The organism is Pseudochelatococcus lubricantis (genome assembly GCF_042432495.1).
Taxonomy (GTDB): domain Bacteria; phylum Pseudomonadota; class Alphaproteobacteria; order Rhizobiales; family Beijerinckiaceae; genus Pseudochelatococcus; species Pseudochelatococcus lubricantis.
In genome coordinates this window covers 43211-69814 of record NZ_JBHLXC010000006.1, presented here as the reverse complement: position 1 = coordinate 69814, position 26604 = coordinate 43211, and the positions used below count along the sequence as shown (strand labels likewise).

Below are 26604 nucleotides of genomic sequence, written 5' to 3'. Positions count from 1 at the left end.
CATGACGCGGAACGCCGAACCGGACGGAACGAGAAGGCCGCACGTCCTTTCCCGGCTCGCGCCCCTGTGCGCGGCGATGTTCTGCAGCTACCTCGCGATCAGCATTCCCCTGCCGGTCATCGCCGTTCACGTGCACGAGGGGCTCGGCCTCGGCACCGTCATGGCCGGGCTGGCGGTCGGTGTGCAGCCGCTCGCCAATCTGGCCGCGCGCCCCTGGGCAGGGCGCGCGGCGGACAGGGCCGGCGCGAAGCGCACGCTGATGCTGGGCCTTGGCCTTGCCTGCGCCGCCAATCTCGTCGCGCTCGCCAGCACCGCGGGCGGCATCGCTCCTGCCACGGCGCTCGCGGTTCTGCTCGCCGGGCGCGCGGTGCTCGGCGTGGGCGAGAGCCTGCTGATCACGGGCATCCTGACATGGGCGGTCGGCCGCGCGGGGCACGGCCATGCCGGGCAGGCCATGTCGTGGAACGGCGTTGCACAATACAGTGCCCTGGCGGCGGGCGCGCCCATCGGCATGGCGTTGTTCGGCGCCGCGGGCTTTCCCGCCGTCGCGATCGCCGCCGCGTGCGCGCCGCTCGTGGGGCTGGCCATCGTTGGCGCGCTTCCCGCCTGGCCGGTCTCGGGCGGTGTCCGCCTGCCACTGCACGGCGTCGTGGCGCGCATCTGGTTCCCGGGCATGCTGCTCGGATTTGCAGGGCTGGGGTTTGCGGCGCTCACCACCTTTTCCTCATTGATGTTCGCGGCGCGCGGCTGGCCCGGCGGCGGCCTTGCCCTGACGGCGTTCGGCATCGCTTTTGCCGGCGCGCGCCTTGTCGTCGGGCACCTGCCCGACAGGCTGGGCGGGCGGCGCGTGGCGGCCGCCGCGATGAGCGTGGAGGCCGCCGGACAGATGATCCTGTGGCTTGCCCCCTCGCCCGCCGTCGCCCTGGCCGGCGCCGCCGTCACCGGGCTCGGCTGCTCGCTGATCTTCCCCTCGCTCGGCATCGAGGCATTGACGGCGGTGGCGCCGCAGGACAGGGGCACCGCGCTGGGCGCCTTCGCCGCGTTTCAGGACCTCGCCCTCGGGCTTGCCGGTCCCCTGCTCGGCGGCCTGATGCTCATCGGCGACGAAGCGACGGCGTTTCTCGTCGGCTTCGTCGCGGCCGTCGCCGGCGCCACGATCTGCGGCGCGATCCGGCGCCGGCTCGCCTTCCCTCATCCGACCTGAACATGCCAAGGAGTTGGCGCAATGCGTACTCTAAAAGGTCCCGGTGTCTTTCTGGCCCAGTTCGCCGGCGACGAGCCCCCTTTCAACACGCTGGACGGCCTTGCCGGCTGGGCAGCGGAGAAGGGCTTCGAGGGCGTGCAGATCCCGACCTGGGACAGCCGGGTCATCGATCTGGAACTGGCAGCCGAAAGCCAGACCTATGTCGACGACATCAAGGGCAAACTCGCCAGCCACGGCCTCGCCGTCACCGACCTCGCAAGCCATTTGCAGGGGCAGCTCGTCGCCCTGCATCCCGCGTTCGACCTGCCGGCCGATTCCTTCGCGCCGAAGGCGGTGCACCGCAACCCCGCCGCCCGGCAGGAATGGGCAGTGCGGCAGTTGCGCCTCGCGGCCACGGCCTCACGCCGCTTCGGCCTGGACCGCCACGTCACCTTCAGCGGCACCCTGCTGTGGCCCTATCTCTATCCCTATCCGCAATGGCCGGACGGGCTGATCGCGGACGGGTTCGAGGAGCTGGCGCGGCGGTGGCGGCCCATCCTCGACCATTTCGACGCCGAGGGCGTCGACCTGTGCTACGAAATCCACCCGACGGAGGACCTGCACGACGGCTTGACTTTCGAGATGTTCCTGGAGCGTGTCGGCAACCACGCCCGCTGCAACATCATGTACGATCCGAGCCACCTCGTGCTGCAGTCCATCGACTATCTCGCCTACATCGACCACTATCACGAGCGCATTCGCGCCTTCCACGTGAAGGACGCGGAGTTCCGCCCCAACGGCAAGACGGGCGCCTATGGCGGCTATCAGCCGTGGATATCGCGGGCCGGCCGTTTCCGCTCGCCGGGCGACGGGCAGGTCGATTTCGGCGCGATCTTCTCGAAGCTCGCAGCCCATGACTTCGACGGCTGGGCCGTGCTGGAGTGGGAATGCGCCCTGAAACACCCCGAGGACGGGGCGCGCGAAGGCGCGCAGTTCATCAGGAACCACATCATCCGCGTCGCGGACCGGCCCTTCGACGATTTCGTCAAGGCCGACGCCGACCGTGCCCTCAACCGCCGCATTCTCGGCCTCTGATTTTCCGGGAGACACTCAATGACAACCTCGGCAATCCCCGCCCGGCGTCTGCGCCTCGGCATGATCGGCGGCGGCGAAGGGGCCTATATCGGCGGCATCCATCGCTATGCGGCACGGCTCGACAACCATTACGACCTCGTCGCCGGCGCGTTCGACGCCGACGCCGCCCGCGGCCATCGCTTTGCCGCCCGCAACTACATCGCGCCCGACCGCTCCTATGACGACGTGCACGCGCTCGTCGCGGGCGAGAAGGCACGGCCGGACCCCGTCGACGTCGTCGCCATCTGCACGCCCAACCATACCCACTTTCCCATCGCGAAGGCACTGCTGGAAGCCGGTTTTCACATCATCTGCGAGAAGCCGATGACGACCACGCTCCAGGACGCGATCGCCCTGCACGAACTGGCGCAAGCGACGGGGCTCTTCGTCGGCGTGACCTATACCTATAGCGGCTATCCGGCCATTCATCACGCGCGGTCGCTGGTGGCGGCGGGCGAAATCGGCGCCGTGCGCGTGGTGCAGGTGGAATACCCGCTGGAATGGATGGCGACCGGCATCGAGCTGCAGGGCAACGCCCAGGCCGCCTGGCGGACGGACCCGAAAAAATCGGGCCGCGGCGGCGCCATCGGCGACATCGGCACGCATGCCTATCATCTGGCGGGATTCGTCACCGGGCTGAAGGTCGCATCCCTGTTCGCGGACCTTGCGACCTTTGTCGAGGGACGCGCGCTGGACGACAACGCCCATGTGCTGCTGCGCTACGAAGGCGGCGCGCGCGGGCTGCTGTGGGCCTCGCAGGTGGCCATCGGCCAGTCGAACAGCCTGCGCCTGCGCGTCTATGGCGAGAAGGGCACCCTGATCTGGCAGCAGGAGCATCCCAACGAGCTGCTGCTGACGCCCCTTAACGGCTCCCCCGCCGTCATCAAGCGCGGGCGGGAGGATCTGGCGCCGGACGCCAGAGCCCGCACCCGCACGCCGCCAGGCCACCCGGAAGGCTATATCGAGGCGTTCGCGAACCTCTACACCGGCTATGCCGACGCCATCCGCGCACGCAACGCGGGGAGCGAAGCGGTGGGCGATCGGGCGAGCATCCCGACATCGGCAGACGGCCTCAAGGGCGTCGCCTTCGTCGATGCCGTCGTCGACAGCCACCTGTCCGGCCAGTGGCTGACGCCGGCTTTCGTCTGACAGGCACGGCGCCGCCGGCGGGCACCCGGCACCCGGGCCGGGCTCAGCCGGCTGCGTGTCCGCCGCGCCATCGGGCCGCCGCTACCCTCGGCGCGCCGTTCTGGTCGCACGCGAAAACCGCCGGCTCGAAGCCGCGCCGGCGGGCGATCAGCGCCGCGACCTGCCGCTCCTGTCCGTGCCCGAATTCGAACAGCAGCCAGCCGCCCGGCACGAGAAAATCCGGCGCCTCGCGTATGAGCCGCTGATGGATCGCAAGGCCGTAGGGACCGCCGTCGAAAGCCTCGCGCGGCTCCTGCTCCAGAAGTTGCGCCTTCTCGCTGTCGAGCCGGCCAGTGGATATGTAGGGCGGGTTCGCGACGATGAGGTCGACCCGGCCTTCCAGCCCCTGCCCGTCAAACGCCGAAAACAGATCGCCGCACGACACGGTCACGCGGTCGCCGAGCCCGTGGCGGAGGACGTTGCGGCGCGTCACAGCGGCGGCGGCCTCCAGCAGATCGCTCGCCCGGATCCTGATATCCGCGTTCCGCGTCGCCAGTGCGAGGGCGATGGCGCCGCAGCCGCAGCAGAGATCCAGCACGGTCCGGATACCGGGTTCCGCCTCCATCCGGGTGAGCGCCTCCTGCACGAGCAGCTCGGTCTCCAGCCGCGGCGTCACCACGCCCGGCCCCACTTCCAGCGCCACATCCATGAAGACGGCATCGGCATCCGCGCTAGGCCCCTCGGGCGGCGGCGCCTTGCGGTCCTGCCACGCCGTCGAGGGGCCGGAGCCGGCGCGGACTCCATCGTGCCCGGATAGCATGCTCATCATGACGCATCCCTCGCTAAGGACATTTGCGGTTGGCGACAAGTAGTACAAGGCTGCGGCGCCTTCGAAAATCATCTCTCCGGGCTAGTCCCAGGTGATGATTGCACCCTTCGCCGCAGTCGCACACGATGCAGGCGAAACAGGGCGCAGGAAATGTCGGGTTTTCGGCAGGGACGCCGCGTTTTTCGCGCCGCGCCGAGATGCCATCCGAACCAGCCCACGCCATCACAGGGACCGGAGGCCAGCCATGTGTGGAATCGTCGGTTGCTTCGCAGACCGGGCATTCCTTCGGAACGGTTCGGACGTGCTGGCACGCATGGTCGAGGCAATCGGACATCGCGGGCCAGACAGCGCGGGCGTCAGTCTCGGGGAAAGGGCCGCCCTCGGCCATGCCCGGCTGGCGATCATCGGCCTCGCGGACGGCGCGCAGCCCATGGCGATGGACGAGCCGCCGCTCTGGATCAGCTTCAACGGCGAGATATTCAACCACGTGGAGCTTCGCGAGGAACTGACGGCGCGCGGTCACCGCTTCCGCACGGCCTCCGATACGGAAGTCATCCTGCATCTCTACGCGGAAACCGGCGCGGATTGCGTCAACCGCCTCAACGGCGATTTCGCCTTTGCCCTGTGGGATGCCCGGCGGCAGCGCATGATGCTCGCGCGGGACCGGATGGGCGTGCGCCCGCTGTTCTACACGTGGCACAACGGCGCGCTGCTCTTCGCATCGGAGATCAAGGCGCTTCTGCAGGTGCCAGGAACATCCGTCGGGATCGATCAGGTTGCGCTCGACCAGATCTTCACCCTCTGGGCGCCGATCCCTCCCCGCACACCGTTCCGGGACATCCTCGAACTGCCGCCCGCGCATGTCATGCTGATAGACGGCGACGGCATGCGCATCCGGCGCTACTGGCAGCTGGCGTTCCCCGATCGTGACGAACAGCCGGACACGCGCTCCGAAGCCGACCTCGCGCGGGAGGCGCGCGCTCTGCTCGACGACGCGACGCGCATCCGCCTGCGCGCGGATGTGCCCGTAGGCTCGTATCTGTCGGGCGGCCTCGATTCCGCCATCGTCAGCACGCTCGCGGCCCGCCACGCCGCCGCCGGCCTGCGGACCTTCTCCATCACCTTCGCCAGCGCGGAGCATGACGAGAGCGCGCAGCAGGCGGAGATGGTCCGCGCGCTCGGCAGCCGCCATTCCGCCGTTTCCTGCGACGAGGCCGACATCGCCGCCGTCTTTCCGGAGGTGGTGTGGCACACCGAGCGGCCCGTCATCCGCACCGCGCCGGCGCCCATGTATCTGCTGTCCCGGCTGGTCCGCAACGAAGGCTACAAGGTCGTGCTGACCGGAGAAGGCGCCGATGAGGTGTTCGCCGGCTACGACATCTTCAAGGAAGCCGCCGTGCGGCGCTTCTGCGCCCGCCAGCCGTCCTCCACGCGGCGGACGAAGCTTCTGGGCAGGCTCTATCCCTATCTTCACGGCCTGCAGCAATTGAATGCCGAGACGCGGGCCGCCTGCTTCGGTATTGGCAGCGACGCGCTTGACGACCCGCTGTTCTCGCACCGGCTGCGGCTGCGCAGCACGGCGGGCGCGAAGATGTTCTTCTCGGCGGACCTTCGCGACGCGCTCGCCGGCTACGACGCGACGGAGGAGATGGCGAGCCTGCTCCCCCGCGACTTCCGACGGTGGCACCCGTTGCATCAGGCGCAATATATCGAGGCGACGTGGCTGCTGCCCGGCTACATCCTGTCCAGTCAGGGCGACAGGATGGCGATGGCGCACGGCGTGGAAGGCCGCTTTCCGTTTCTCGACCATCGCGTCGTGGAATTCGCCGCCCGCGTGCCGCCCGGGCTGCAGCTCAGAACCCTCCGGGAGAAGCATCTGCTGCGGCTCGCCGCTGCCGACCTGCTGCCTCCGGCCATCGCGGCGCGGCCGAAGCAGCCCTACCGGGCGCCGGACAGCCGGTCGTTCGCCGGCCCGTCGACGCCGGACTACGTGGCCGAGATGCTGTCGCCGCGCTACGTGCGCGAGGTCGGGCTTTTCAACCCGGCGTCCGTCGAGCGGCTCGCCGTGAAGTCGCAAAACCTGCAGACGCAGGGCTTCCGGGACAACGCAGCCTTCGTCGGCATTCTCTCCACCCAGCTATGGCACGCCATTTTCACAGGCGCCACCTCCAAACCGGGGAGTATCGGACATGCAGACACCAGACGAACAGATCCGCGCGTTCATCGTCGAGAATTTCCTCTTTGGCGACACTCAGCGTGACATCGGCACGGCCGACTCGTTCATCGAGAACGACCTTGTCGACTCCACCGGCATTCTCGAACTCGTGGCCTTCGTGGAAGACACCTTCGGGATCACGGTCGACGATGCCGAGATCGTGCCTGCCAATTTCGACTCGATCGGCAAGGTCCGCGACTACGTGCTCCGCAAGAACCGCATGGCCGGCAGCGCGGCCGATGCCGACGCGGCCTGAAGGGAGACGGCGATGCGCATCGAGGATTTCCTGCGGGCGAGCGCGCGCGCCGACGGCGGCAAAACCGCCCTGATCACGCGCGAAACCAGCCTGACCTATCGCATGCTCGACGACCTGTCGGACCGTCTGGCGGGCGCGCTGGCGGCACGGGGCGTTGAGCGGGACGATCGCGTCGCGATCTTCATGGACAATTGCTGGCAGGCGGCGGTGGCCATCTTCGCCGTGCTGAAAGCGGGCGCCGTATTCAGCCCGATCAATCCTTCCACGAAGGCGGACAAGCTCGCCTACGTGCTGCGCAACTGCCGCGCGCGCGCCGTGATCACCCAGGCGAAGCTTATGCCGGTGGCGGCCCAGGCAATATCGGATTGTCGAAGCGTATGCCTGACCGTCGTCGCCGGCGACGCGGCGGCCGGCGCCCAGCCGCCGGCCGCCGCTCCAGAGGGCGCCGCCGGCGTGCTGGCCTTCGAGGACGCCGTGGCCGCGGAAGCCCGTCCGCCGGCGCATCGCGGCATCGACTGCGATCTCGCCATGCTGATTTACACGTCCGGCTCCACCGGCCGCCCGAAGGGCGTCATGATGACCCACAGGAACGTCGAGGCGGCGGCGACATCGATCGTGACCTATCTCGAAGGCACGCCCAACGACGTCATCCTCAACGTGCTGCCCATAGCCTTCGACTACGGGCTTTACCAGCTCATCATGGCGGTCAAGCTCGGCGCGACGCTCGTCCTGGAAAAATCCTTCGCCTTCCCGCAGGAAATCTTCGGGGCGATGCAGCGCCACCGGGTGACGGGACTGCCGCTGGTGCCCACCATGGCAGCCATGATCGTGCGATCGACGGCGCTGGCGCCGGGTATGTTTCCCGACCTGCGCTACATCACCAACACGGCGGCCGCGCTGCCGCCGGCGCACATCGCGCGGCTGCGGGAACTGTTCCCGCACGTGCGGCTCTACTCGATGTACGGCCTCACGGAATGCAAGCGCTGCACCTATCTGCCCCCGGGGGAACTGGACGCGCGGCCTGGCTCGGTGGGCATCGCCATACCCGGCACGGAAGCCTTCGTGGTGGATGAGGCGGGCAGGCAGGTGCCTCCCGGCGTCGAGGGCGAGCTTGTCATCCGCGGCCCGCACGTGATGCAGGGCTACTGGGAGGACGAGGAGGCAACCCGGCGGGCGCTGCGGCCCGGGCCCCATCCGTGGGAGAAGGTGCTCTACACCGGCGACCTGTTCAGGACGGACGCACAGGGCTTCCTGTATTTCGTCGCCCGCAAGGACGACATCATCAAGACGCGCGGCGAGAAGGTCGCGCCCCGGGAGGTGGAGACCGTGCTCCACGCCTGTCCCGGCGTCGCGGAGGCGGTGGTCGTCGGCATGCCCGATCCGCTGCTCGGACAGGCGGTCTGCGCCATCGTCGTCGCCAGCGATCCGTCGCTGACCGCCCGCGACGTCATCCGGCACTGCGCGGCCCATCTGGAGGACTTCATGGTGCCACGCACCGTCGCCTTTCGCGACGCCCTGCCCACGACCGACACCGGCAAGACCAGCCGGCGGCTCGCCGCGGAAACACTGGAGATCGCATCATGAGCATGACCGCCCCCCACGGCGCCCGCGGCCTCTCGCTGGCGATCGACCCCGCGATGGAGACGGCGCGGATCGCCGACACGCTGCGGCGGCAGGTGCGGCAGGACCTGCGCAAGCGCGGCATCGTGCTCGGCCTGTCGGGTGGCATCGATTCCAGCGTCTGCGCCGCCTTGGCCACGCGCGCGGTCGGTGCCGCAAACGTGTTCTGCGTGCTGATGCCGGAAAGGGATTCCGATCCCGAGAGCCTCGAACTCGGGCAACTCGTCGCCGACACCTACGGCCTCGCCAGCGCTGTCGAGGACATCGGCCCCATGCTCGACGCCATGGGATGCTACGCGCGGCGCGACGCAGCCATCCGGCAGGTCGTTCCCGAGTACGGCCCCGGCTGGTCATGCAAGATAGCCATCTCCGACGCGCTGGCCGGCGGGTACGCGATCTCGTGGCTGGTGGTTCAGGACCCGGAGGGGCACATCCGCAAGCTGCGCATGCCGCCGGCCGTGTATCTCGCCATCGTCGCCGCCACCAACATGAAGCAGCGCACGCGCAAGCAGATCGAGTACTACCACGCCGACCGCCTCGGCCACGCGGTTCTGGGCACGCCGAACCGGCTGGAATACGATCAGGGCTTTTTCGTCCGCAACGGAGACGGCGCCGCCGACGTCAAGCCCATCGCGCATCTCTACAAGACACAGGTCTATGCCCTCGCCGCCCATCTCGGCGTGCCGGAGAGAATCCGCCGCCGCCCGCCGACGACCGACACGTGGCCGATGGCCCAGTCGCAGGACGAGTTCTATTTCGCCCTGCCCTACGACCGCATGGATCTGTGCCTCTACGGTCTCGACCAGGGTGTTCAGAGAACCGCCGTGGCCGAAGCGGCCGGCCTGACGGAGGAGCAGGTCGACCTGGTCTGGCAGGACATCGTGTCAAAACGCAAGGCCACCCGCAACCTGCACAGGGAGCCGCTGCTGGTCGAGCCGGTCCTCGACCCATAGCGCTCACAGGCGGCTCGGAGGGACGTCATTCGGAGGGATGAAACCATGCGGGCTTTGGAAAAAATGGAAGAAATCCGGGAAAAAACGGAAGAAACCCGGCAAAACGCGGACGAAGCCCGGCTGCGCCGGCTGGAAAAGCTGCGCTTCTGGCGGCGTGCCTGCGCCGACTCCAGCACGCTGACGACGCCTTACAACCTGTCCGCCGACGGCAATCCGCTCTTCTTCTTTCACGGAGACTTCGACACCGGCGGCCTCTACGTGCGCCGGCTCGCCGCCCTGTCCGGCCAGCCGATCGTCGCCGTCGCGCCGCAGGGGCTGCACGACGATCCGCTGCCTCCGTCCATCGAGGACATGGCCGCCGCGCGGCTGCCGGAAATCCTGCGCGTCCGCCCCCACGGCCCCTACCGGCTCGGAGGCTACTGCAACGGCGCGCTCGTCGCATACGAGACGGCGCGTCTCCTTGAAGCGCGCGGCGAGGCGGTGGAAGTCCTCATCCTGCTGGAGCCTTCCTCGCTCAACACGCGCCCGGCCTACGTCGCCGCGCACAGATGGATCGCGCGCCTTCTCGATCCCACGGGCGCGGGCTCCGAGACGTCCCGCAGGCGGATCGGCTCGGCGATGTGGGCGGTGTGGTCGCTCGGACGCATCCTGAAGATGTCGCCCTCGGAAATCGCCGGGCTGGCGCGATACATCCACGACCGCCGGGCGAAACGGCGTCAGCGGCTGCGGGACACGTCGCACGAGACGGACGGCGAACGGCTCCTGCAGGAAAAGGCCGCCCGCCTGACCAACGCCCACTATCGCGCCAGCGCGGCGCACGTGCCCGTGCCCGTCGATTTTCCCGTCGTCGCCATGTCGACCGGCCGCGACGGCGGCGGGCGCGTGAGCGATCTCTACGACGCCGTGTCGTGGCAGGCGGTCTGCCGGCGCTTCAGCCACCTGCGCCTGCCGGGGCATCACTCGACCTGCCTCAGCGAAGGCGTCGACACCCTCGCCGGGCACCTCTCGACAATTCTCGCGCCAGACGCAACCGCCGCCGCGCCCGTCCCGCGCACGGCGCAGCCCGCATCCGACTGATGAATGCCGGAGAACGTGTCATGGACCAACGTGTCATGGACCAGCTCGTCGCCTACGAATATCGCGACAAGGTGGCGTTGCCGCAGCCTCCGGAAAGCCGCGTGCGGCGCGATGTGCGCTTTTCGCTGTGGCGCTTCCTGGCGGGCTTCTGCATCGTGTTGGTGCTGGCCGCCTGCGCCTGGCCGCACCTGCCACGGGTCTACGTGGCGATGGAGACCCTCGTGCTCCGCCCCACCGGCCTCAACGGGCCAGTGGACCCCACCGCCGCCATGCGCCAGCCGCTGGATGAGAGCGCGGTGCTGTCCGAACTCGACATGCTGAGGCTCGACGGCCTCGTCGACCATGTCATCGCCCGGCACGGCCTCGATGCCGACCCCGAGTTCGCGCCCTCGCGGGGGCCGGCGGAACTGCTGGTCCGGGCGGCGGACAGGTGGCCCGGCATCTTCCCGCGGCCGCAACGCGCCGAGAACCGGGAGCGCGACACCGCCGAGCTGCGTCGCAACGTGCGCGACCATTTCGTGATCGACCGCGACCGGCGCTCCTACACCTTCCGCGTGGGCTTCCGGTCGAGCGATCCCCACAAGGCGGCCGCCGTGGCGGCGACGATCGTGCAACAGTTCGTGGACATGCAGGTGGAGCGCAAGCGGGCCATCCTGGAGAACGTCACCGCCCATCAGGCCGAGCGTGAGCACGCCCTGCGCGACCGCGCCGGGGCAGCGCGGCGGGAGATCCTGGAGTTCCGGATCGCGACCGGCCTCATCGATCAGGGCGCGCGCGCCTCGCTGGAAGCGCAGCTCGCCGCCCTCAGCGCGGAAGCGGCGGCCACCCACGCGCGCGCCATCGAGGCGACGACGCGCGCGCAGATGCTCGCCAGCATGCAGGAACAGGGAACGCTGGACGGCGCGCCGGAGGTGCTGTCCTCGCCCATCGTCCAGCAGCTCAACCAGTCCCTCTCGGCGGCGTTCGCGCGGCCGACGATCTTCCCGGCGGAGGTCAACGCGATCAAGGAGCAGATCGCCGCCACCCGCGACCGCATCCTCGTGGCCGCGCAGGCCGAGGCCGCCAACTGGATCAAGCGGCGATCGCTGATAGAGGACGAGCTGCGCGACATACGGGAGCGCTTGGTGGAATTGAACAAGAACCAGTTTCGCCTCGACGCGATGATGCAGGAAGCGGCCAATGCCGACGCCGCCTTTCTCGAAGCGCTGACGAGCCTGCGGTCGATGGCGGCGCCGAACGGGCTGCAGCCCGATGTCGAGGTCGTTTCCCCGGCCACAGTTCCCGACCGGCCCGCCTTCCCGTCGCCCATCCCGTTCGGCGCCGGCGTCCTCATGCTGGGCGTGCTGGCGGGGGCTGCCCTGAACCCGAGACCACTTCTGCGCGGTGTGCAGCGGCTGGTGACGGGATGAGCACGTCCGGCCCCCTCCGGAAACGGGAACCCACGGCCAGCGGCGACGTTGCCCGCGCCGGTTTCCCGCCGTTCGCCGCCGTCGTGGCCATCGCGCTGGCGAGCGGCGTCTGGCTGCTTGCGGTCGCGGCCTTCGGCCCCACAGTCCCGGCCGTCCTTCTCGCCCCCGGCGTGCTGCTGGCCGCGGCCGCCGGCGCCACCCTCTTCGGCGCCGCCGCCCTGTGCTTTCCGCGCGCCATCGCCGGCCTCGTCGTGCTCGTGGCGTTCGGGTTGAGCATCTCCTTCCGGATACGGGAGCAGGGAGAGACAGGGCTCGATCTGCAAAACGGCATCAAGCTCATGGTGTGGCTTCTGCTGCCGGTCATCGCGTTTCTGAACGCGCGGCGCATCGCGTTCTGCCTGCGCGATCCGCTCGTGGCGACCATGGCGCTCTATGCGGCCATCGCGGTGGCGTCGACCGCGTGGTCTCCGATCCCGGCCTATACGGGAGCGTCGGCGCTGGGCCTGTCGAGCTATCTGCTGCTGGCCTGCCTTGCCGCCGCGACGTCGGGCGAGGCGGCCTTGCTGCGGCTGCTGATCTTCACGCTGGTCACCTACGCCCTGCTGACGCTCGCTTCCGCCGTCCTGCTTCCGCAGATGGCGTGGATGCTGCCGGCGGGCGGCGGCGATACGACGCTGCGCCTGCAGGGGCTGTCCGGCCATCCCAACGTGTTGGGTGAACAGATGGCCGTGCTGGTGACGCTGTCGGTCATCGCGCGGCGCGAGGGCGTGATCGGACGCCCGGCGTTTCTCGTCGGAATCGCGTCGGGTTTTCCGATCCTGATCGGCACGGAAAGCCGGACGACGCTGTTCGCCGTCATCGTCTCGTGGGGCATCGTCGCGGCGCGCCAGCGGAAGCTGCTGCTGCCCGTCGTCTGCGCCATGGGCCTGCTCGCCGCCATGGCGATACTGAGCGTCGCGCTTGGCTACGAGCCCGTCCCGAAGGACCTGCTGGCGACAGTCAGCCGCTCCGGCTCCCTCTCCGAGCTGACGACGCTGACCGGGCGCACAGACCTCTGGGAGGTCGCCGTGGAGCTGATCGGCGCGCGCCCGCTGCACGGCTGGGGCTTCAACGGCACGGAGGCGCTGTTCGTCGCCAACGTCGGACGCGGCTTCGTCGGCGACCCCGTGAACGCGCACAACATGTATCTTCAGTCCGCGCTGTCGCTGGGCCTCGTCGGCTCCCTGCCCGGTTTCGCGGTGCTCGCGATCCTGATCGGCCGGATGATCCGGGTGCCGGACCCGACGCGCGACCAGTTCGTGCTGCTGGTGCTCTTCATCGGCCTTGCGGAGGTCGGCATATTCGCGACGCCGACGCTTCTGACGCTCGTCTTCTTCATGTTTCTGGCGTTCGAGGCGCTCAATGCGCCCTCGCCCGCCATGCGTTCGCCATTCCGCCGGACAGGAGACGCCATGCCATGACCACGCAACCGGAAAAGTTGGGCACCCGGCCGATTCCCGCCTGCTCTCCCGGCGGAGTCGATGCCTTCATGGTCGTCCGCAACGAGATGGAGCGGCTGCCGGACATTCTGGACCATCACCGCAGGCTGGGGGTGGAGCGCTTCTTCATCACCGACAATGCATCGGAAGACGGCACCGCGGCCTATCTGCTGCGGCAACCGGACTGCTGCACCCACTACACGACGGATTCGTTCCGCGACGCGGGATGCGGCATGGACTGGATCAACGAACTCGTGCGCCGTCACGGGCAGGGCCGCTGGTGCCTGTTCATCGATGCCGACGAGTTGTTCGTCTATCCCCATGCCGACACCGTCAGCCTGCCCGATTTCTGCCGCTTCCTCGCCGCCACCGGCGCGCAGGGCGTGTTCGCGATCATGGTGGACATGTACTCGCCCGGCCCGATCGGGGAAGCGCGCTATCGCCCGGGCACGCGCCTCGTCGACGCCTGCCCGCTCTACGACACGGACTACCGGCTGCAGCGAAAGCTCGCCTCGCCGTTCTCGCCGTCGTTCCAGAATGTCGAGGCGCACGGCGGGCCGCGCCATCGGGTATTCTATCCGGAATTCAGCGAGAAGGGCCTGCTCGGCACGACGCTCGCACGGGCGTTGCGCGTCCTGCGCCACAGCAGGCTCGGCGGCGCCCTCGGCCTCGAACGCACCAGCCTCGGCATCTATCCGCCCGAGATCACCAAGATCCCGCTTATTCACGCCGGGCCGGACCGTTATTGGGCCACCAACCACCGCTCGACGCCGCTCGCCATCGCGCCGGTCACCGGCGCCCTTCTGCATTTCAAGCTGCTGTCGAGCTTCTCGGAGCGGGCCTACACGGAGATCAGGCGCAAGGAACACTGGGGCGGGGCCACCGAATACGCTCGCTACGCCGCGCTTCTGGAGCAGCAGGCGGACATCCGCTTCGTCTACGAAGGCAGCCGTCGCTACCACGCGCCGGACGACCTGCTGCGCGACGGAATCATCAGGTCCTCGCGGGCGTTCGACGACTATGCGTCGACGTGGCGGGAGGAAGAAAGCGGCCTCCCGCAGGCGGCGATGGGGCCATCGCCGCCTGCGGGAGGAGTCCCGGCATGATGAAAGCCGCCCTGTCCACCGCGCCCCTGCCCGATGCCGCGCCGCCCTCCGCCTCCCCGGCCGCCGCGGAGGTGGTGCGCACGCCACGCGCCTACCGCTTCCTGCGCCGGCATCCGGCGTTTGCCTGGCTCGGCCGGCCGGCTGTCTATGCGATGGGCGCCATCGTGCTGACCGGCCTCGGCGCGGGCACCACCATCATCGCGCCGCGCCTGCTCGACCCCGCCTCTTTCGGCGCTTTCACGCTGCTCACGAGCCTGTTCGGCTACGCCGGCGGCGCCGACCTCGGCCTGTCGCAGCTGGCCGACCGGCGGATCGCGGGGCGGGCCGACGGCGCGGCGCAGGCCGCTGCCATCATGCGGGCGCGCTGGGTGGTGGGTGGGCTCGTGCTGGCGCTGCTGCTACCGCTGACGATGCTGATATCGGCGTCCAGCGGCGCACTTTCGCCGTTCGACAGCCTGCTCGCTGCCACCGGCGGCGTGGCCGGCATGATCGCCAACGGACCCGTGACGCTTTTCCGGGCCGCCACGCGAATCTGGGACTTCACCTTCACCGCCCTGCTGCTGCACGCGGGCATGACCTTTCCCCGCCTCATGGGCATTCTGCTGGGCGGGGTCACCGGCTGTTTCGCCGCTCTTGCCGTGTGGTACGGCGCGTGCATGCTGTTGCTCGCCCGCCCGGCCGCACGGCCGGCGGAAGCCCCGGAGCGGACGCTGCCGATCGTGCGCGCGGCGCTGCCGCTGTTCGCCTTCCAGGCGGCATGGCTCGTCTATCTCACGGCGAACAGGTGGATTTCGTCGCTCGTCTCGACGCCGTACGAACTTGGCCTTTTCTCTTTCGGCGCGTCGCTCGCCACGGTGGGCATGTCCCTGCTCGGCACCTTCTCGCAGGTCCGCTATCCCGCGTTGATGACACGCATGCGCGCATCCGCGCCCGACCAGGCTTCCGCACTGCTGGAGCGGGAGATGATGTTCGTCGCCCTTGCCATGATCGCGCTCGCCGTTCTGGCCCGCCTGCTGGCGCCGCCGCTGGTGCCACTGGCTTTTCCCGGCTACGGCGGAGCGGCTCCGGCCACGGTCACGCTCGCGGTTTCCTGCGTGCCCCTCGGCGTGTTGGCATGGACCATGCCCATGGTCATCATGGAAGCGCGCACGCCGGTGCGGGAGGCAGCGGTGGTTTTCCTGCCCGCCTTCTCCGTCATGGGGCTGGCGATGCTGGCGGGGCACAGGGCAGGCGGCATAGACGGGCAGGCATGGGGATATGCGCTCGCGGCCCTTTTCCTGCTCCTGGCCGTGCTGGTGTTGATGCGCCGTCTGCGCATGCTGACCCGGGCTGCGGTTTTCCGCGTCGCCGCCGTTCAGGCGACGGCGATCCTCACCCTCGCCGCCCTCGCCATCCTGGCGCCGGCTGCGGCAGGGCCTGCCCGCCCCATCGCCACGGAACGCTGGCCGGTGGTCTTCGAGGAGACGTTCGATACGCTCAGTCTGCGCCAGGACGATTCCGGCATCTGGGAGCCCCACTATCCCTGGGGCGGACGTTCCAACGAAGGTAACAGGGAGATGCAATACTACATCGATCCCCGGCCCGGCGGGGACGCTCCGGCTGTACAGGCGCTCGCGCCCTACACGGTCTCCGGCGGCATTCTCGCCATCCGCGCGATCCAGGTTCCCGAGGCCCTGCGGGCGCAAACGCGCGGTTACGCCTATGCGGCCGGGCTGCTGACCACGGTGCGCAGCTTCGCGTTCAGATACGGCAAGGTCGAAATCCGCGCACGGGTGCCGAAGGGGCGCGGGTTGTGGCCGGCGTTCTGGCTGCTGCCCGCCGACCGGACGTGGCCGCCGGAAATCGATGTGTTCGAGGTGATCGGCCACGACACGGCAACCTTGCACGTGACAGCCCACAGCGGCATTTCCCCGCCGGCGCCCGGCCGCTCGCGCCAGTCGGGAGCGGCCATCGCCGTCCCGGATCTGTCGCAGGATTTCCACGTCTACGGCGTGATCTGGACGCCGGAGCGGATCGTCTGGACGCTCGACGGCGCAAGCGTGTTCGAGACGCGCACGCCGCGCGACCTTCACAAGCCGATGTTTCTCGTGTTGAACCTTGCCGTTGGCGGGCGCTGGCCCGGCGCGCCCGACGGGACGACGGCATTTCCGGCTTCGCTGCTGGTGGACTGGATCCGCGTGCGCGCCATGCCGGAGGACAGCGCGCCAACCGTCAGCGACCAGGCGGGAGCGCGGCTGAAATGAGCACTGCCGTCAGGAGATGCCGGTTCCAGGGTCGTTTCGCAGGCGCGGGGACGGTACGGCGGACGGGGAGGTGCGCATGCGCCGGGAGCGGGCGGCCACCCGGACAACCGCCACCACCCCGGCAAGCGCGCTGCCGCCCAGCGGGGCGCTGGCAAGCGCGACCCAGAAGCCCTTCTCCCAGAGCAGGACCGGGGCGGCCGTTCCGCCGATCAGGAGTGCAGCAAGTATTGCAGGCATGCCCGTCTCCACGCTACTGCGTCAACCACAAGATTGATACCATCTCCCGGTTGAGGCAATAGCCATCAAATACGGCAAAAATTGATGTACCGGCGATGGAAACGGGGAAGGCCGGCGTGAAAGCCGGGTCTGTCGGGCGTTATCCGCCGGCGACGGTCGCTGCATGAAGCCGCTGCGCCAGATCGCCGGCAAGGAACGGCACCCCGGACAGCAGCGCCCGCAACGCCGCGTCCGTCTGGTGACGACCGTTCATCGACAGGCGCGGCAGGGCGTGGCAATGCGCGCGGTGCGCGGGCCACAGATGCCCCGGCCGCGTCGTGACAGCTGTCGTGAAGCCCGCCGCGCGGGCGAGGACATGCTCCCGCACGCCGACGGCCTCCCTGTCGCCATGGGGATAGGCCAGATGCCTGACGGGCCGCCGCAGACGACCGGCAATGACGCGCCGGCTCTCTCCCAGTTCTTCCAGCACGGTCTCCGCCGTTTCCCGCGACAGAACCGGATGGCTCATGGAATGGGCGCCGATGGTGACCAGCGGATCGCGGGCCAGCGCCGCGATATCCTTCCAGTCCGCGCACAACTCCCGGGATGTCGCGGCGGGATCCCTGCCCTCGCGCTCCGCGAGCGACATGACGAAGCCGCGCAGCTCTTTCCCGTCAGCCGCCCTGAGACGCCGGGCAACGCCGGCGAACGCCGCCGCCTTCTGCGCGGGCGTTGCCGTCCGCAGCGACAGGACATCCTCGCCCACCCGGAAAACGACACTGTCGGCCCCCGCGATGGCGCGCTCCAGATCGATCCACCAGAGCACGCCGCGCCCGTCGGCGAACCGGGGCACCACGTAAAGGGTCCACGGCACGTTGCGGCGTCTGAGGATTGGCCATGCGTGCTCGACATTGTCGCGATATCCGTCATCGAAGGTGATGACGGCAAAGGGCCGCCCCGTTCTCGACGCATCCAGTCTTTCCGGCACATCATCCATCGAAACGCATTCGAACCCGGCGTGTGCGAGCGCCTCCAGCGTCGCCTCCAGAAACGCGGGCGTGACCTCAAGGGAACGGTTGGGCCGGAATTGCCCTTGCGCCACGGCATGGGCGCCGCCCCCGGGCGCAGCCGGGCGAACGTGATGGAAGGTGAGAATGAGGCCGCACCCCTGCGCGAACGGCCGCAGCCAGCGGTCGGCGCGCGATGAGGCGATGGCCGAAAAGCCGCCGGTGAAAATGGCGTGGCGCAAATCTCCCATCCGCAAATCTCCCACTGGTCAGGCATCAGTCCTGCGGCGCGACGACGACGCGATTGAGCCGCGCCGACACCTCCAGCACGTCTCCGGGCTGCATCGGCGTATCCTCCGACACCTGCAGATGCTCCTCCGCGCTGCCGTTGCGCCGGACGATGGTGAGGTTTGGCCCCGTGCCGTCCCGCGCGTACATCTGGCTGCGCATGGCGCCCGCGTAGAGAAGTTGCTCCGCCGTGGCCCGCACCTGCGACCTGGCGCGTTCCAGTTCCGCCAGGGCGCCGATCAATTCGCCGGCCAGCCCCTGCTGGCGCTCGCTCTCGATCCGGCCGAGCGCCAGACGCTGTTCCTCAAGCTGCCGGCGGGCCGCCGAAAGCCGTGCGCGCGCGTCGATCTGCTGTCCGCGCAAGAAGGCGAGCGCACGCCGCTCCTCGTCGAGCCGGTTATTCGTCGTCACGCCCCGTGCGCTGTTGGCGGCCGCGCGCTCCGTGGCACCGATCTGCATGGCGAGGCTTTCGTCCTGCCTCGCGACGAGTTCCTCCAGCGGCTTGATCTCCTGCTCCGCCTGCGCCACGACGCGCCGGAGGTAGTCGAGCTGGCGGCGGTGGGTTTCGAGCCGCAGGTTCATGCCGGTGCGTTCGAGCTGCGTCAGCTTGTCGATGGTCGCCTTCGGCAGAGGCGCGCTGTTGAGTACGGAAAAATCGATGTCGGTGCGCCCTTCCATGGCCGCCTGCAGAGCGAGCACGCGCGCCTGCCGTGTGACGAGGTCGACCCAGAGCGAGTCGTAGTGCCCCTGTATTTCCGGCGTGGCGAGAAGAGGGTTTTCCGCCTGAAACCGCAAGACATTATACCCCCCCGCCAACGCAATCGCATGGCGCACCGTCAGCCCCGGACGAAACGGATGAGCCCCCGGCCGCGTGATGTCGCCGCTGATGTAGAACGGCCGGAGTTCGGTCAGTTCCACCGTCACATGAGGCCCGCGAAAATATCCTTCCGCTTCCAGCCTGCGTGCGACTTCCTCGCGTAGCCCGGCGATGCTGAGACCGGCGGCGCGCACTTCGCCCAGAAAGGGAACGGCGACATTGCCATCGATGTTCACAGCCGCGCGGCGGTTGAAATCGGCGACGCCGTACAGGACGATCTCGACAACGTCTCCGGCGTCCAGCAGATATTCGGCCCGTGCCCGCGCGGGCGGCAGCGACAGCACCGAGATGAACAGCACGGTCGCGACAGTGCCACGGTACAAAACCGGCAGGATACCGCCGATGATTATTCTGACGGCACACGTCCTGATGATCAGCATGCAACGCATGGTGGCGCCTCCCGGTATTCGGCCGCTCGCGTATCCATGGTCACTAACAACCTCTAATGGCGCGCGAAGGCATAGAGCCTCCCCCGCATGCCTCCCGTAACAAGCCGAAAGACAAGATAAAGGCTCGCGCTCAGTGCAAATTCACGCATGTTGAGAAAGCCGGAACGATACAACTCCCGACGAAAATCCAGTTCATGCAACGCATAGCGCAGCCCGCCGCGCCGCCGCCGCTGGTCCATGCCGGCCCGGAAACGCAGCAGTACCTTCGGAATGACGTGAAACCGCGCCCCCGCCTGCGCAAGCCGCACGAACAGGTCATAGTCTTCCAACAGCCCGAAGCGGGTGCGATAGCCGCCAAGCTTGCGCAGCAGCTCGGTGCGCACGCAAATCGTCGGATGCACCAGCACGTTGCGCCACCGCAGCGCCTGCAGGACGGCGTCGTGGCTGACAGGCGAAATCTTGAGCGATGACGGCGTGCCGTCGTCGAAGAACTCCTCCGCCCATGCGGAGACGCAATCGGTGTCGGGATGTGCCTGCAAATAGGCCATCTGCACCGCCACCCTGTCGTGCATGCAGAGGTCGTCGCTGTCCATGCGCATGGTGTAATCGCCACCACAATGCGCAAGGCCCACGTTCATCGCCGCCGCAAGCCCTTCGTTGTGCGGCAGGCGCACCGGCGTGAACACGGTCGGGCCATTCTCGAAGAAGGCGCGAAACCGCGCGATCACCGCCTCCTGCGCCCGATCGATCGGGCCATCCACGACGAAGACGATCTGATGCGGCGGCAACGTCTGGGCCCGCAGGCTGGAGAGGCTCGCCTCCAGATTGGCGGCGGACTCGCGCGCGTAGGTCGACATCAGGATGCTGACGGAAGCCACCGGCCGGGCCGTATGGTCGCCACTGTTGCCGCCCGCAGCCATTATCTGGCCCCCCGGCGCGATACGACGACCCCGATGGTGCGATACAGGATGAACAGATCGAGCAATACATGGTGGTTCAGGATATAGTGCTTATCGAGCGCCACCCGCTCGTTATAGCCGACGTCGTTGCGCCCGCTCACCTGCCACAACCCGGTTATACCCGGGCGTACGCTCATGTAAAGCGGCGCTACCGGGCCGTAATGCTTCATTTCAGCTTGCGTGACAGGTCGTGGTCCGACAAGGCTCATGTCTCCGGACAGTACATTGAACAATTGCGGCAGTTCATCGAGGCTCGACTGACGCAGAAACCGGCCGACAGATGTGATCCGTGGATCGAAGGCCAGTTTCTGTTCGCGCTCCCACTCCCGGGCAGCTTCCGGATGATAAGACAAGTATTCGCCCAGGCAGGCCTCCGCGTCGAGGATCATGGTACGAAACTTCCAACAACCGAACATTCGGCCGCAGCGCCCCACGCGGGAGTGACGATAGAATACCGGCCCTCCGTCTGTCGCCACAAGCAGGCCGACAACGAAAAGCAATGGAAATGCCAGAAAAATCAGCGCGATACTTCCGATAAGATCGAAGGCGCGTTTTATCGCGTCCCGAAAGTTGTCCAGCGCCCGCGTTCGATGCTTGTCGCCAACCGAGATGGAATAATCCGCGTTCCCGGGAATCTTGTTGATGCGATGAGCCATGGCCATCTCCTCACGCCACACAAACGTGCCCAGCATGCTCGGCAAAGCGGGATCCGCTATCCGATTGACAGCTCTGTCATTCTTTTGCTCACGCCGTGGGCGCGGCAAAGAATGCCTCTCACGCATTGATACTGAAATAGCCGGTTGTGGTTCAACTATCATGGAGGGTTAACCCTGAAGAGGTATAGATGAACGTCTTGCTTCACCAACCGATAAGTTCTATGGCATTTCTGACGCCCCGTCTGGGCCTGACCGGGCAGGTTTCAAGAGAACTTTATTCGACAACGTCCAAAGACCGGAACTGCGGACATGATTCAAAGTAAGCGCGGCGTTGCCAGAGACTGACACCTTCCGGAAACCGCAAACAGCCATATTTCGTTTCGTGTTTAATTAATGAATTTAATCAAGAACTCACTAAGAAATTATAATATAACATTATAAATAATAAATTATATTTATAAAATTTATTATGTAAATAAGTATAAAAATATTAAATTAATTAAAAATTACATAAATATTAAATTATGAATTTGAAATTTACAAATATATATTTATTTATTTTTCGATATATCGTTCATGCTCAATTTTTTTCTTTTTATGTTAAAAAATTTACATACAATAAAGCTTGGTAAAGCGATTGATCATTATTTGCATGAAAATGTTTGACATGCATCCTGTTCTGTAAATAGGATGCAATGTCATCCTCCTAGTAGCCGCAAATGACGTGATCTGAGGGGGATAGCTGATCGCTTCAGACGTGTCGAGCACAACTCCGTCTGACAATAAGACCCATCGCGTGTGAAAATACGTGTGAGGTGCATAAATGAAACTCTCAGGTGCAACTTCAGTTCCGGAGAATGCGGGGCTGTTGCAGATGGGCTTCCATTCGCCGAAGGAGGAAGAAAACTCCGGGCTGGTTGTCATCGCAATGTCTTCGGAGGCAACCTCCGATACAAAAGAAGCAACACAGGCAAGAAACGAAGAGGAATATTCGACTATCAATACTTTGAACGACAAACTATTGATACAGCATATTTCCGCGCATGCGCCGGCAGGAGACACAAGCCACGACGCCCATAGCGACGCGGAGCTGCAAAAAATCCTCAGGGAAAGCGGCATTTCGCACGAAAATGTCGATACGCGGTCCCTGCTTTCTCCACGCGAGATTGCCGTTCTGGAACTTTTGTCCGAAGGACAGTCAAACAAGTATATCGCAAGAGAACTCGATATAGCAGAACCGACTGTCAAATGCCACGTCAAGTCTATATTGCGAAAACTAAACGTCCGCAACCGTTTTGAAGCTGCAATGTGGGTTTTGCGGGCCAGAGGGCAGCTGCTTATCTGAAAAGACGCATCGTTGCTGCGAAGCATGTATTTCAAATCCGATATTCTCGTTAAAGTTGCATTTCAATAATAAAATTCGCGCTTATTTCTGGTTATTCAATATTTCGATATAACCATCATTGCACCATAAATACAGCCTGATGCACCGGAAGCCTGGCGACGGCGGAACTGCCGGCTATCCGGCAGGCCATTCCGTATTGCGGGGCTCCCGGGCGTCCGCGAGCCCCCCTCCCTCTGTTCGGCCCGTTCTCCGGAGTGCTTATGGAGAAATATGGCATGTCAACGATGTCGAACATTCTTGTGACAGGCGGTGCCGGCTTCATCGGCGCTCACATCTGCGAAGCACTGGTGCGGGCGGGGTTGAGGCCCGTCATCTACGACAACCTGACCAATTCCAGCAGCGCCGTGATCGAGCGGCTGGAACGGCTAGCCGGTCTGCGGCCCCTGTTCATCCATGCCGACATCCGCGACGCGAGGCAGCTGGACACGGCCTTCGCACACAACACATTCGCCGCGGTCATCCACCTTGCCGCCTTGAAGGCCGTGGGCGACTCCGTAGCGCAGCCCCTGCAGTATTATGACGTGAACGTGGCCGGCACCCTCGCCCTGCTCGCCGCGATGCGCCGCGCCAACGTGCGCACGCTGGTGTTTTCATCCTCCGCGACGGTTTACGGCGAAGCCGCGACCGTGCCGATACGCGAAGACTTTCCGCGCAGGCCCGCGAACCCCTATGGGCGAACGAAGGTCGCCGCGGAGGACATTCTCACCGATCTCGCACATGCCGAACCGGGCTGGCGGATCGCCCTGCTACGGTACTTCAACCCGATAGGCGCCCACGAAAGCGGCCTGATCGGCGAGGATCCTCGTGGTGTGCCCGGCAATCTGCTCCCCTACATCGCGCAGGTGGCCGTTGGAAACCGGAATGAGCTGAACGTATTCGGCACCGACTATCCGACCCGGGACGGCACCGGCGTGCGCGACTATATCCACGTCATGGATCTGGCAGAAGGGCATGTTGCCGCGCTGGAGCATCTCGCGACGACGGGCCGTTTCATCGCCGCGAATCTGGGCACGGGGTATGGCCTCAGCGTGCTGGAAGTCGTGCATGCTTTCGAGCGCGCGAGCAACAGGCACATTCCGCTTCGCTTCGTGGCGCGGCGGCAAGGGGACGTCGCTGAATGCTACGCCGATCCCGCTTTCGCCAACCGCCTGCTGGGCTGGAAGGCCGAGCGCGACATCGACAGGATGTGCGCGGATGCATGGCGCTGGCAGAGCCTCAACCCTCTAGGCTACGCCAGCGAAACCGCCGGCGCCATGTCATCGCCGCTGTCATCCCCACACCTGCGGCCGCGAGCCCGCCGAACGCCATCAGTGTCGGCGGGTGCACGGTCATCTGCGCCCACCGCGGGCGGATCACATCCGCAGTGTTGAAGGTATCGGCGCTGTAGGAGCATACCTCAAGGGCGCCGGCAAGCAGCAGGTCTCGATCGACCCGCTCGCCCAGGGCGCGAGTCGCGGCATCCATGTCGGGCATGGCCCGCATGCGGACCAGAAGATCCTTGGCCGCGGCGAGATAGGCGTGCGAGCATTCGTTGAACGGGCTCTCCTCGTCGGCGACGCTGCCCGGCGCCAGCCCCCACAGGCAGAACGCATGCTGGATCCGGGCGTAGTTCAGCACGCGCCAGAACGTCTCGTCGGCCAGCGGCTTGCGTGCCGCCCGGGCGACGATAGCGCGACGATGGGCATCGAGGATGGCCATCTCGCCATGGGAAATGCCAGCGATGGCGATTCCATCGGTCGGCCCGGCGGTCCTGCGGTGCGCCAGCGCGGGCGGGGCGGCAGCGAGGAGCGGAAGCCACGCAGCCAGAAGCGCCACAGCCAGACGGCGACACGGCCGGAGCCGCCGCGCCGCCATGCGGTTTGCAGCGGCGCCGGCTTTCATCCGCTGCGGCTCGCTGCGGACGTCTGCCGGCTGGACAGAAGGCCAAAGGCGACACCCAGCGTCGTCCACAGCACCACCTGCAGGCCGATGGTGGCGACGCGGAAATCCCACAGCACGGCGGGCGCGAATTCGGCCGGCACCTCGTTGATGGTCGGCATGACGAACATCGCCAGGGCCATGGCCACCACATAAACGCCGCCGCCGATGAGCGCGGCGTTCCACGTGCCGTACTGCGCCACGAGGCGGCGGCCGATGGCGAGAGCAGCGAGAGCGGCGACGACCGACAGCAGGATGAGTGTGAAGTAGAGCCCGGTGCGGATGTCGATGGTGTCCGGGCTGCCCACGGCCGGCGGGTTTGCCGGATATTTGATCTGGGGAACCAGCACGAGGGAGATGAAGCCGGCAACGGCGAGGAAGGCCGCCGTGCCGCGCGGACCGATCCGTCCGAGCCTGCCCTGCGCATAGGCGAAGGCCAGCCCGAAAATGCCGCCGAGCGCGGCGCCGAACACCGCAAGCGCCGTCAACAGGCCGAGTGTGCTTTGCACCAGCCGGCTGACGACCTCCGGCTCGTCGCCGGACGCTCCGCCGGCGGCGGCGGCCGCGCTCTCCTCAATGGCGATGGCCGCGTCCACCGGCGGCTCGCCGACGAGATACGCGAAAACGAAACCAAGCACACCCGCCAGAAGACCGACGAGCATGCCCCGCACCAGCAGGGTTCTGACCATGATGTCGACTCCGGGCGTCAGTGGCAGGGAAAGCCGAGGAGGTGTCGGCCGTCATGCACAAACTCGTGGATGAACTCGCCCTGGAACAGCGCCACCGCGCCCTGCTCCGCGCCGATGAAATAGATGGCCAGCAGCGACAGCAGGCCGGCAAAGACCGCCCAGGGCAGAATTTCGCTGACGGGAATCACCGCCGGTTTGGCGGACGGAAAATGTGTAAAATCGGTCATCGTAGCTCCTCTGGGATGGCGCGTCCCGATCGGGTTCAGATCATGCCGGAACGGGGTCTGACTTCCGGTCGCGCAATACGCGCGGCCGGTCACAGTGGCGCGACCATGCCGGATTTCCACCGACTTCCCGTTCCCAGCGATACCGGATAATGACCTTCCCTCATGCTCAAGTCAACGAAACCCGCGCCCGCCTGATGTATATGAAACCGGGCGGTGCGCCTGCCTCGGAATGCCGGACCATGACCACACGCCTCACCCTGCTCTGCCACGCCGCCACAGCCGCGACACGCGCTGGCCGTTTCCCCATGGACGAGGAGCTGGAAACGGCAGCGGAAACCCTTGCAGCAACACTCGCCGGGCGCCTGCCGCGCGCCGATCGTGCGCTGTCCGGCCAGGAGCGGCGCACCAGGCAGACCGCGGCCGCGCTCGGGCTCGACGCCGAGGCGATTGCCGGGCTCGACGACTGCGACTTCGGGCTCTGGCGCGGCCGCAGCATCGCCGGGATCGCGGCCGAGACACCGGCGGCGGTGGCCGCCTGGCTCGGCGATCCGGACGACGCCCCCCACGGCGGCGAATCGGTCTCGGCCCTGATCCGCCGTGTCGGCGCGTGGCTGGATGCGGCCTGCACGGGGGGGAGTGTCATCGCCGTCACCCATCCGGCAGTGGCCCGCGCGGCGGCGCTGCATGCACTCGGCGCGCCGGCCGCCTGCTTCTGGCGGCTCGACGCCGGGCCGTTGTCGGTCACCGACCTGCGGCACGACGGCCGCCGATGGACGCTGCGGGCGTTACCGCTCGCGCTTCTCTGAAGCGAAGCGATAGACCATTGCTACGTTTCAGCGAAACGTAGAAATGGTCGAGAGGCTGACCGACGTTTGAAAAGCACGCGCCACGATGCCGGGGAAAGCCGCTGCATTCAACAGCGTTTTAACGCTCGTCCGGCGACGTTTCTCGGGTAGAAGGTCCCTCGGGGAGCGCCCGCCATGCTATTGTGCGGACGATTCCATATGGTTCAGGAATATCTCATGTCACTCAGCCCGCAAGACCGCCTCGTCGTTGAAATGCAAGTTCAAAACGAGGGGCCGAACCTCATCGTCGCCTACCTGCTGTGGTTCTTCCTCGGCTTGCTATCCGCGCACAGGTTTTACCTCGGCCGCCCAAAAAGCGCGATCCTGCAGATCGTCCTGAATATTTGCATCATCGGGTTGTTGTGGACGCTCTTCGACGTTTTTCTGATAAGCGGCATGGCAAGGGAGAAGCGGGAGCAGTTGCGCCAGAAATACACCCGGCAGGCTGCGGCGCATGGCGGGAGCCTGACCGCATCGCAGTAGATCGGACGTCAGGCC

24 protein-coding genes and 1 riboswitch are annotated in these 26604 nt (G+C 66.6%); of the genes, 16 read left to right on the top strand and 8 right to left on the bottom strand.

What is annotated here, in order from left to right; genetic code table 11:
- Position 1 precedes the first annotated feature (1 nt).
- Genes ACFFJ7_RS11170 through ACFFJ7_RS11160 form a run of 3 tightly spaced genes read left to right on the top strand, consistent with a single transcriptional unit; the run spans position 2 to position 3466 of the window.
- Complete coding sequence (locus tag ACFFJ7_RS11170; RefSeq protein ID WP_377592353.1) at positions 2 to 1204, top strand: MFS transporter; 1203 nt, start codon at positions 2 to 4, stop codon at positions 1202 to 1204.
- 21 nt (positions 1205 to 1225) lie between these two features.
- Positions 1226 to 2278, top strand: a complete 1053-nt coding sequence (locus tag ACFFJ7_RS11165) for a sugar phosphate isomerase/epimerase family protein (protein ID WP_377592352.1) — start codon at positions 1226 to 1228, stop codon at positions 2276 to 2278.
- An 18-nt stretch (positions 2279 to 2296) separates the two neighbouring features.
- Positions 2297 to 3466: a Gfo/Idh/MocA family protein gene (locus ACFFJ7_RS11160; RefSeq protein WP_377592350.1), complete on the top strand. Its 1170-nt coding sequence runs from the start codon at positions 2297 to 2299 to the stop codon at positions 3464 to 3466.
- A gap of 43 nt (positions 3467 to 3509) precedes the next feature.
- On the opposite strand, the gene ACFFJ7_RS11155 is transcribed toward ACFFJ7_RS11160, so the two are convergent.
- On the bottom strand, positions 3510 to 4271 hold the full coding sequence (locus ACFFJ7_RS11155) for a N5-glutamine methyltransferase family protein (RefSeq protein WP_377592348.1): 762 nt from the start codon (positions 4269 to 4271) through the stop codon (positions 3510 to 3512).
- 247 nt (positions 4272 to 4518) lie between these two features.
- Here ACFFJ7_RS11155 and asnB point away from each other — a divergent pair, with 247 nt between their 5' ends.
- The 9 genes from asnB to ACFFJ7_RS11110 are packed head-to-tail and all read left to right on the top strand — an operon-like array spanning position 4519 to position 16631.
- Entirely contained in the window at positions 4519 to 6534 is a 2016-nt protein-coding gene (gene asnB / locus ACFFJ7_RS11150) for an asparagine synthase (glutamine-hydrolyzing) (protein ID WP_377592346.1), read from the top strand.
- On the top strand, positions 6464 to 6745 hold the full coding sequence (locus ACFFJ7_RS11145; protein ID WP_166951312.1) for an acyl carrier protein: 282 nt from the start codon (positions 6464 to 6466) through the stop codon (positions 6743 to 6745). The genes asnB and ACFFJ7_RS11145 overlap by 71 nt, the downstream gene beginning before the upstream one ends.
- A gap of 12 nt (positions 6746 to 6757) precedes the next feature.
- A complete protein-coding gene (locus ACFFJ7_RS11140; protein WP_377592343.1) occupies positions 6758 to 8329 on the top strand; it encodes a class I adenylate-forming enzyme family protein in 1572 nt (523 codons plus the stop codon).
- Positions 8326 to 9318 (top strand): NAD(+) synthase, encoded by a 993-nt coding sequence (nadE, locus tag ACFFJ7_RS11135; RefSeq protein WP_166951318.1) that lies wholly within the window; start codon positions 8326 to 8328, stop codon positions 9316 to 9318. Before ACFFJ7_RS11140 ends, nadE begins: the two co-directional genes overlap by 4 nt.
- Positions 9319 to 9363: 45 nt before the next feature.
- Positions 9364 to 10395, top strand: coding sequence for a thioesterase domain-containing protein (locus ACFFJ7_RS11130; RefSeq protein ID WP_377592341.1), 1032 nt, complete (start codon positions 9364 to 9366; stop codon positions 10393 to 10395).
- Positions 10396 to 10415: 20 nt separating this feature from the next.
- A complete protein-coding gene (locus ACFFJ7_RS11125) occupies positions 10416 to 11804 on the top strand; it encodes a GumC family protein (protein ID WP_377592339.1) in 1389 nt (462 codons plus the stop codon).
- Positions 11801 to 13264, top strand: a complete 1464-nt coding sequence (locus tag ACFFJ7_RS11120; RefSeq protein WP_377592337.1) for an O-antigen ligase family protein — start codon at positions 11801 to 11803, stop codon at positions 13262 to 13264. The genes ACFFJ7_RS11125 and ACFFJ7_RS11120 overlap by 4 nt, the downstream gene beginning before the upstream one ends.
- Positions 13261 to 14388, top strand: coding sequence for a glycosyltransferase family 2 protein (locus tag ACFFJ7_RS11115; RefSeq protein ID WP_377592335.1), 1128 nt, complete (start codon positions 13261 to 13263; stop codon positions 14386 to 14388). Before ACFFJ7_RS11120 ends, ACFFJ7_RS11115 begins: the two co-directional genes overlap by 4 nt.
- Positions 14385 to 16631: a family 16 glycosylhydrolase gene (locus tag ACFFJ7_RS11110; RefSeq protein ID WP_377592334.1), complete on the top strand. Its 2247-nt coding sequence runs from the start codon at positions 14385 to 14387 to the stop codon at positions 16629 to 16631. The genes ACFFJ7_RS11115 and ACFFJ7_RS11110 overlap by 4 nt, the downstream gene beginning before the upstream one ends.
- A gap of 9 nt (positions 16632 to 16640) precedes the next feature.
- On the opposite strand, the gene ACFFJ7_RS11105 is transcribed toward ACFFJ7_RS11110, so the two are convergent.
- The 5 genes from ACFFJ7_RS11105 to ACFFJ7_RS11085 all read right to left on the bottom strand — a co-directional run bounded on the left by ACFFJ7_RS11105 (position 16641) and on the right by ACFFJ7_RS11085 (position 21023).
- Positions 16641 to 16868 carry a hypothetical protein gene (locus ACFFJ7_RS11105; RefSeq protein ID WP_377592333.1) on the bottom strand — a complete coding sequence of 76 codons (228 nt, stop codon included), beginning with the start codon at positions 16866 to 16868 and terminating at the stop codon, positions 16641 to 16643.
- 139 nt (positions 16869 to 17007) lie between these two features.
- Positions 17008 to 18105 carry a polysaccharide deacetylase family protein gene (locus ACFFJ7_RS11100; RefSeq protein WP_377592331.1) on the bottom strand — a complete coding sequence of 366 codons (1098 nt, stop codon included), beginning with the start codon at positions 18103 to 18105 and terminating at the stop codon, positions 17008 to 17010.
- 25 nt (positions 18106 to 18130) lie between these two features.
- On the bottom strand, positions 18131 to 19408 hold the full coding sequence (locus tag ACFFJ7_RS11095; protein WP_377592330.1) for a polysaccharide biosynthesis/export family protein: 1278 nt from the start codon (positions 19406 to 19408) through the stop codon (positions 18131 to 18133).
- Between the two features lie 53 nt (positions 19409 to 19461).
- Positions 19462 to 20328: a glycosyltransferase gene (locus ACFFJ7_RS11090; RefSeq protein WP_377592329.1), complete on the bottom strand. Its 867-nt coding sequence runs from the start codon at positions 20326 to 20328 to the stop codon at positions 19462 to 19464.
- On the bottom strand, positions 20328 to 21023 hold the full coding sequence (locus ACFFJ7_RS11085; RefSeq protein ID WP_377592328.1) for a sugar transferase: 696 nt from the start codon (positions 21021 to 21023) through the stop codon (positions 20328 to 20330). The genes ACFFJ7_RS11090 and ACFFJ7_RS11085 overlap by 1 nt, the downstream gene beginning before the upstream one ends.
- An 823-nt stretch (positions 21024 to 21846) precedes the next feature.
- On the opposite strand from ACFFJ7_RS11085, the gene ACFFJ7_RS11080 reads away from it, so the two are divergent.
- Both ACFFJ7_RS11080 and galE read left to right on the top strand, forming a co-directional pair.
- Positions 21847 to 22368 carry a response regulator transcription factor gene (locus ACFFJ7_RS11080; RefSeq protein WP_377592326.1) on the top strand — a complete coding sequence of 174 codons (522 nt, stop codon included), beginning with the start codon at positions 21847 to 21849 and terminating at the stop codon, positions 22366 to 22368.
- A gap of 284 nt (positions 22369 to 22652) precedes the next feature.
- Positions 22653 to 23798, top strand: coding sequence for a UDP-glucose 4-epimerase GalE (gene galE / locus ACFFJ7_RS11075; RefSeq protein WP_377592325.1), 1146 nt, complete (start codon positions 22653 to 22655; stop codon positions 23796 to 23798).
- Between the two features lie 507 nt (positions 23799 to 24305).
- Here galE and ACFFJ7_RS11070 read toward each other — a convergent pair.
- Positions 24306 to 25034 carry a CbtA family protein gene (locus tag ACFFJ7_RS11070; RefSeq protein ID WP_377592324.1) on the bottom strand — a complete coding sequence of 243 codons (729 nt, stop codon included), beginning with the start codon at positions 25032 to 25034 and terminating at the stop codon, positions 24306 to 24308.
- Between the two features lie 17 nt (positions 25035 to 25051).
- Entirely contained in the window at positions 25052 to 25261 is a 210-nt protein-coding gene (locus tag ACFFJ7_RS11065) for a CbtB domain-containing protein (RefSeq protein WP_166955903.1), read from the bottom strand.
- Between the two features lie 31 nt (positions 25262 to 25292).
- Positions 25293 to 25437: riboswitch (cobalamin riboswitch) on the bottom strand.
- Positions 25438 to 25500: 63 nt separating this feature from the next.
- Here ACFFJ7_RS11065 and ACFFJ7_RS11060 point away from each other — a divergent pair.
- Complete coding sequence (locus tag ACFFJ7_RS11060; RefSeq protein ID WP_377592323.1) at positions 25501 to 26067, top strand: histidine phosphatase family protein; 567 nt, start codon at positions 25501 to 25503, stop codon at positions 26065 to 26067.
- Positions 26068 to 26283: 216 nt separating this feature from the next.
- Complete coding sequence (locus ACFFJ7_RS11055; protein WP_377592322.1) at positions 26284 to 26589, top strand: TM2 domain-containing protein; 306 nt, start codon at positions 26284 to 26286, stop codon at positions 26587 to 26589.
- Positions 26590 to 26604 lie beyond the last annotated feature (15 nt).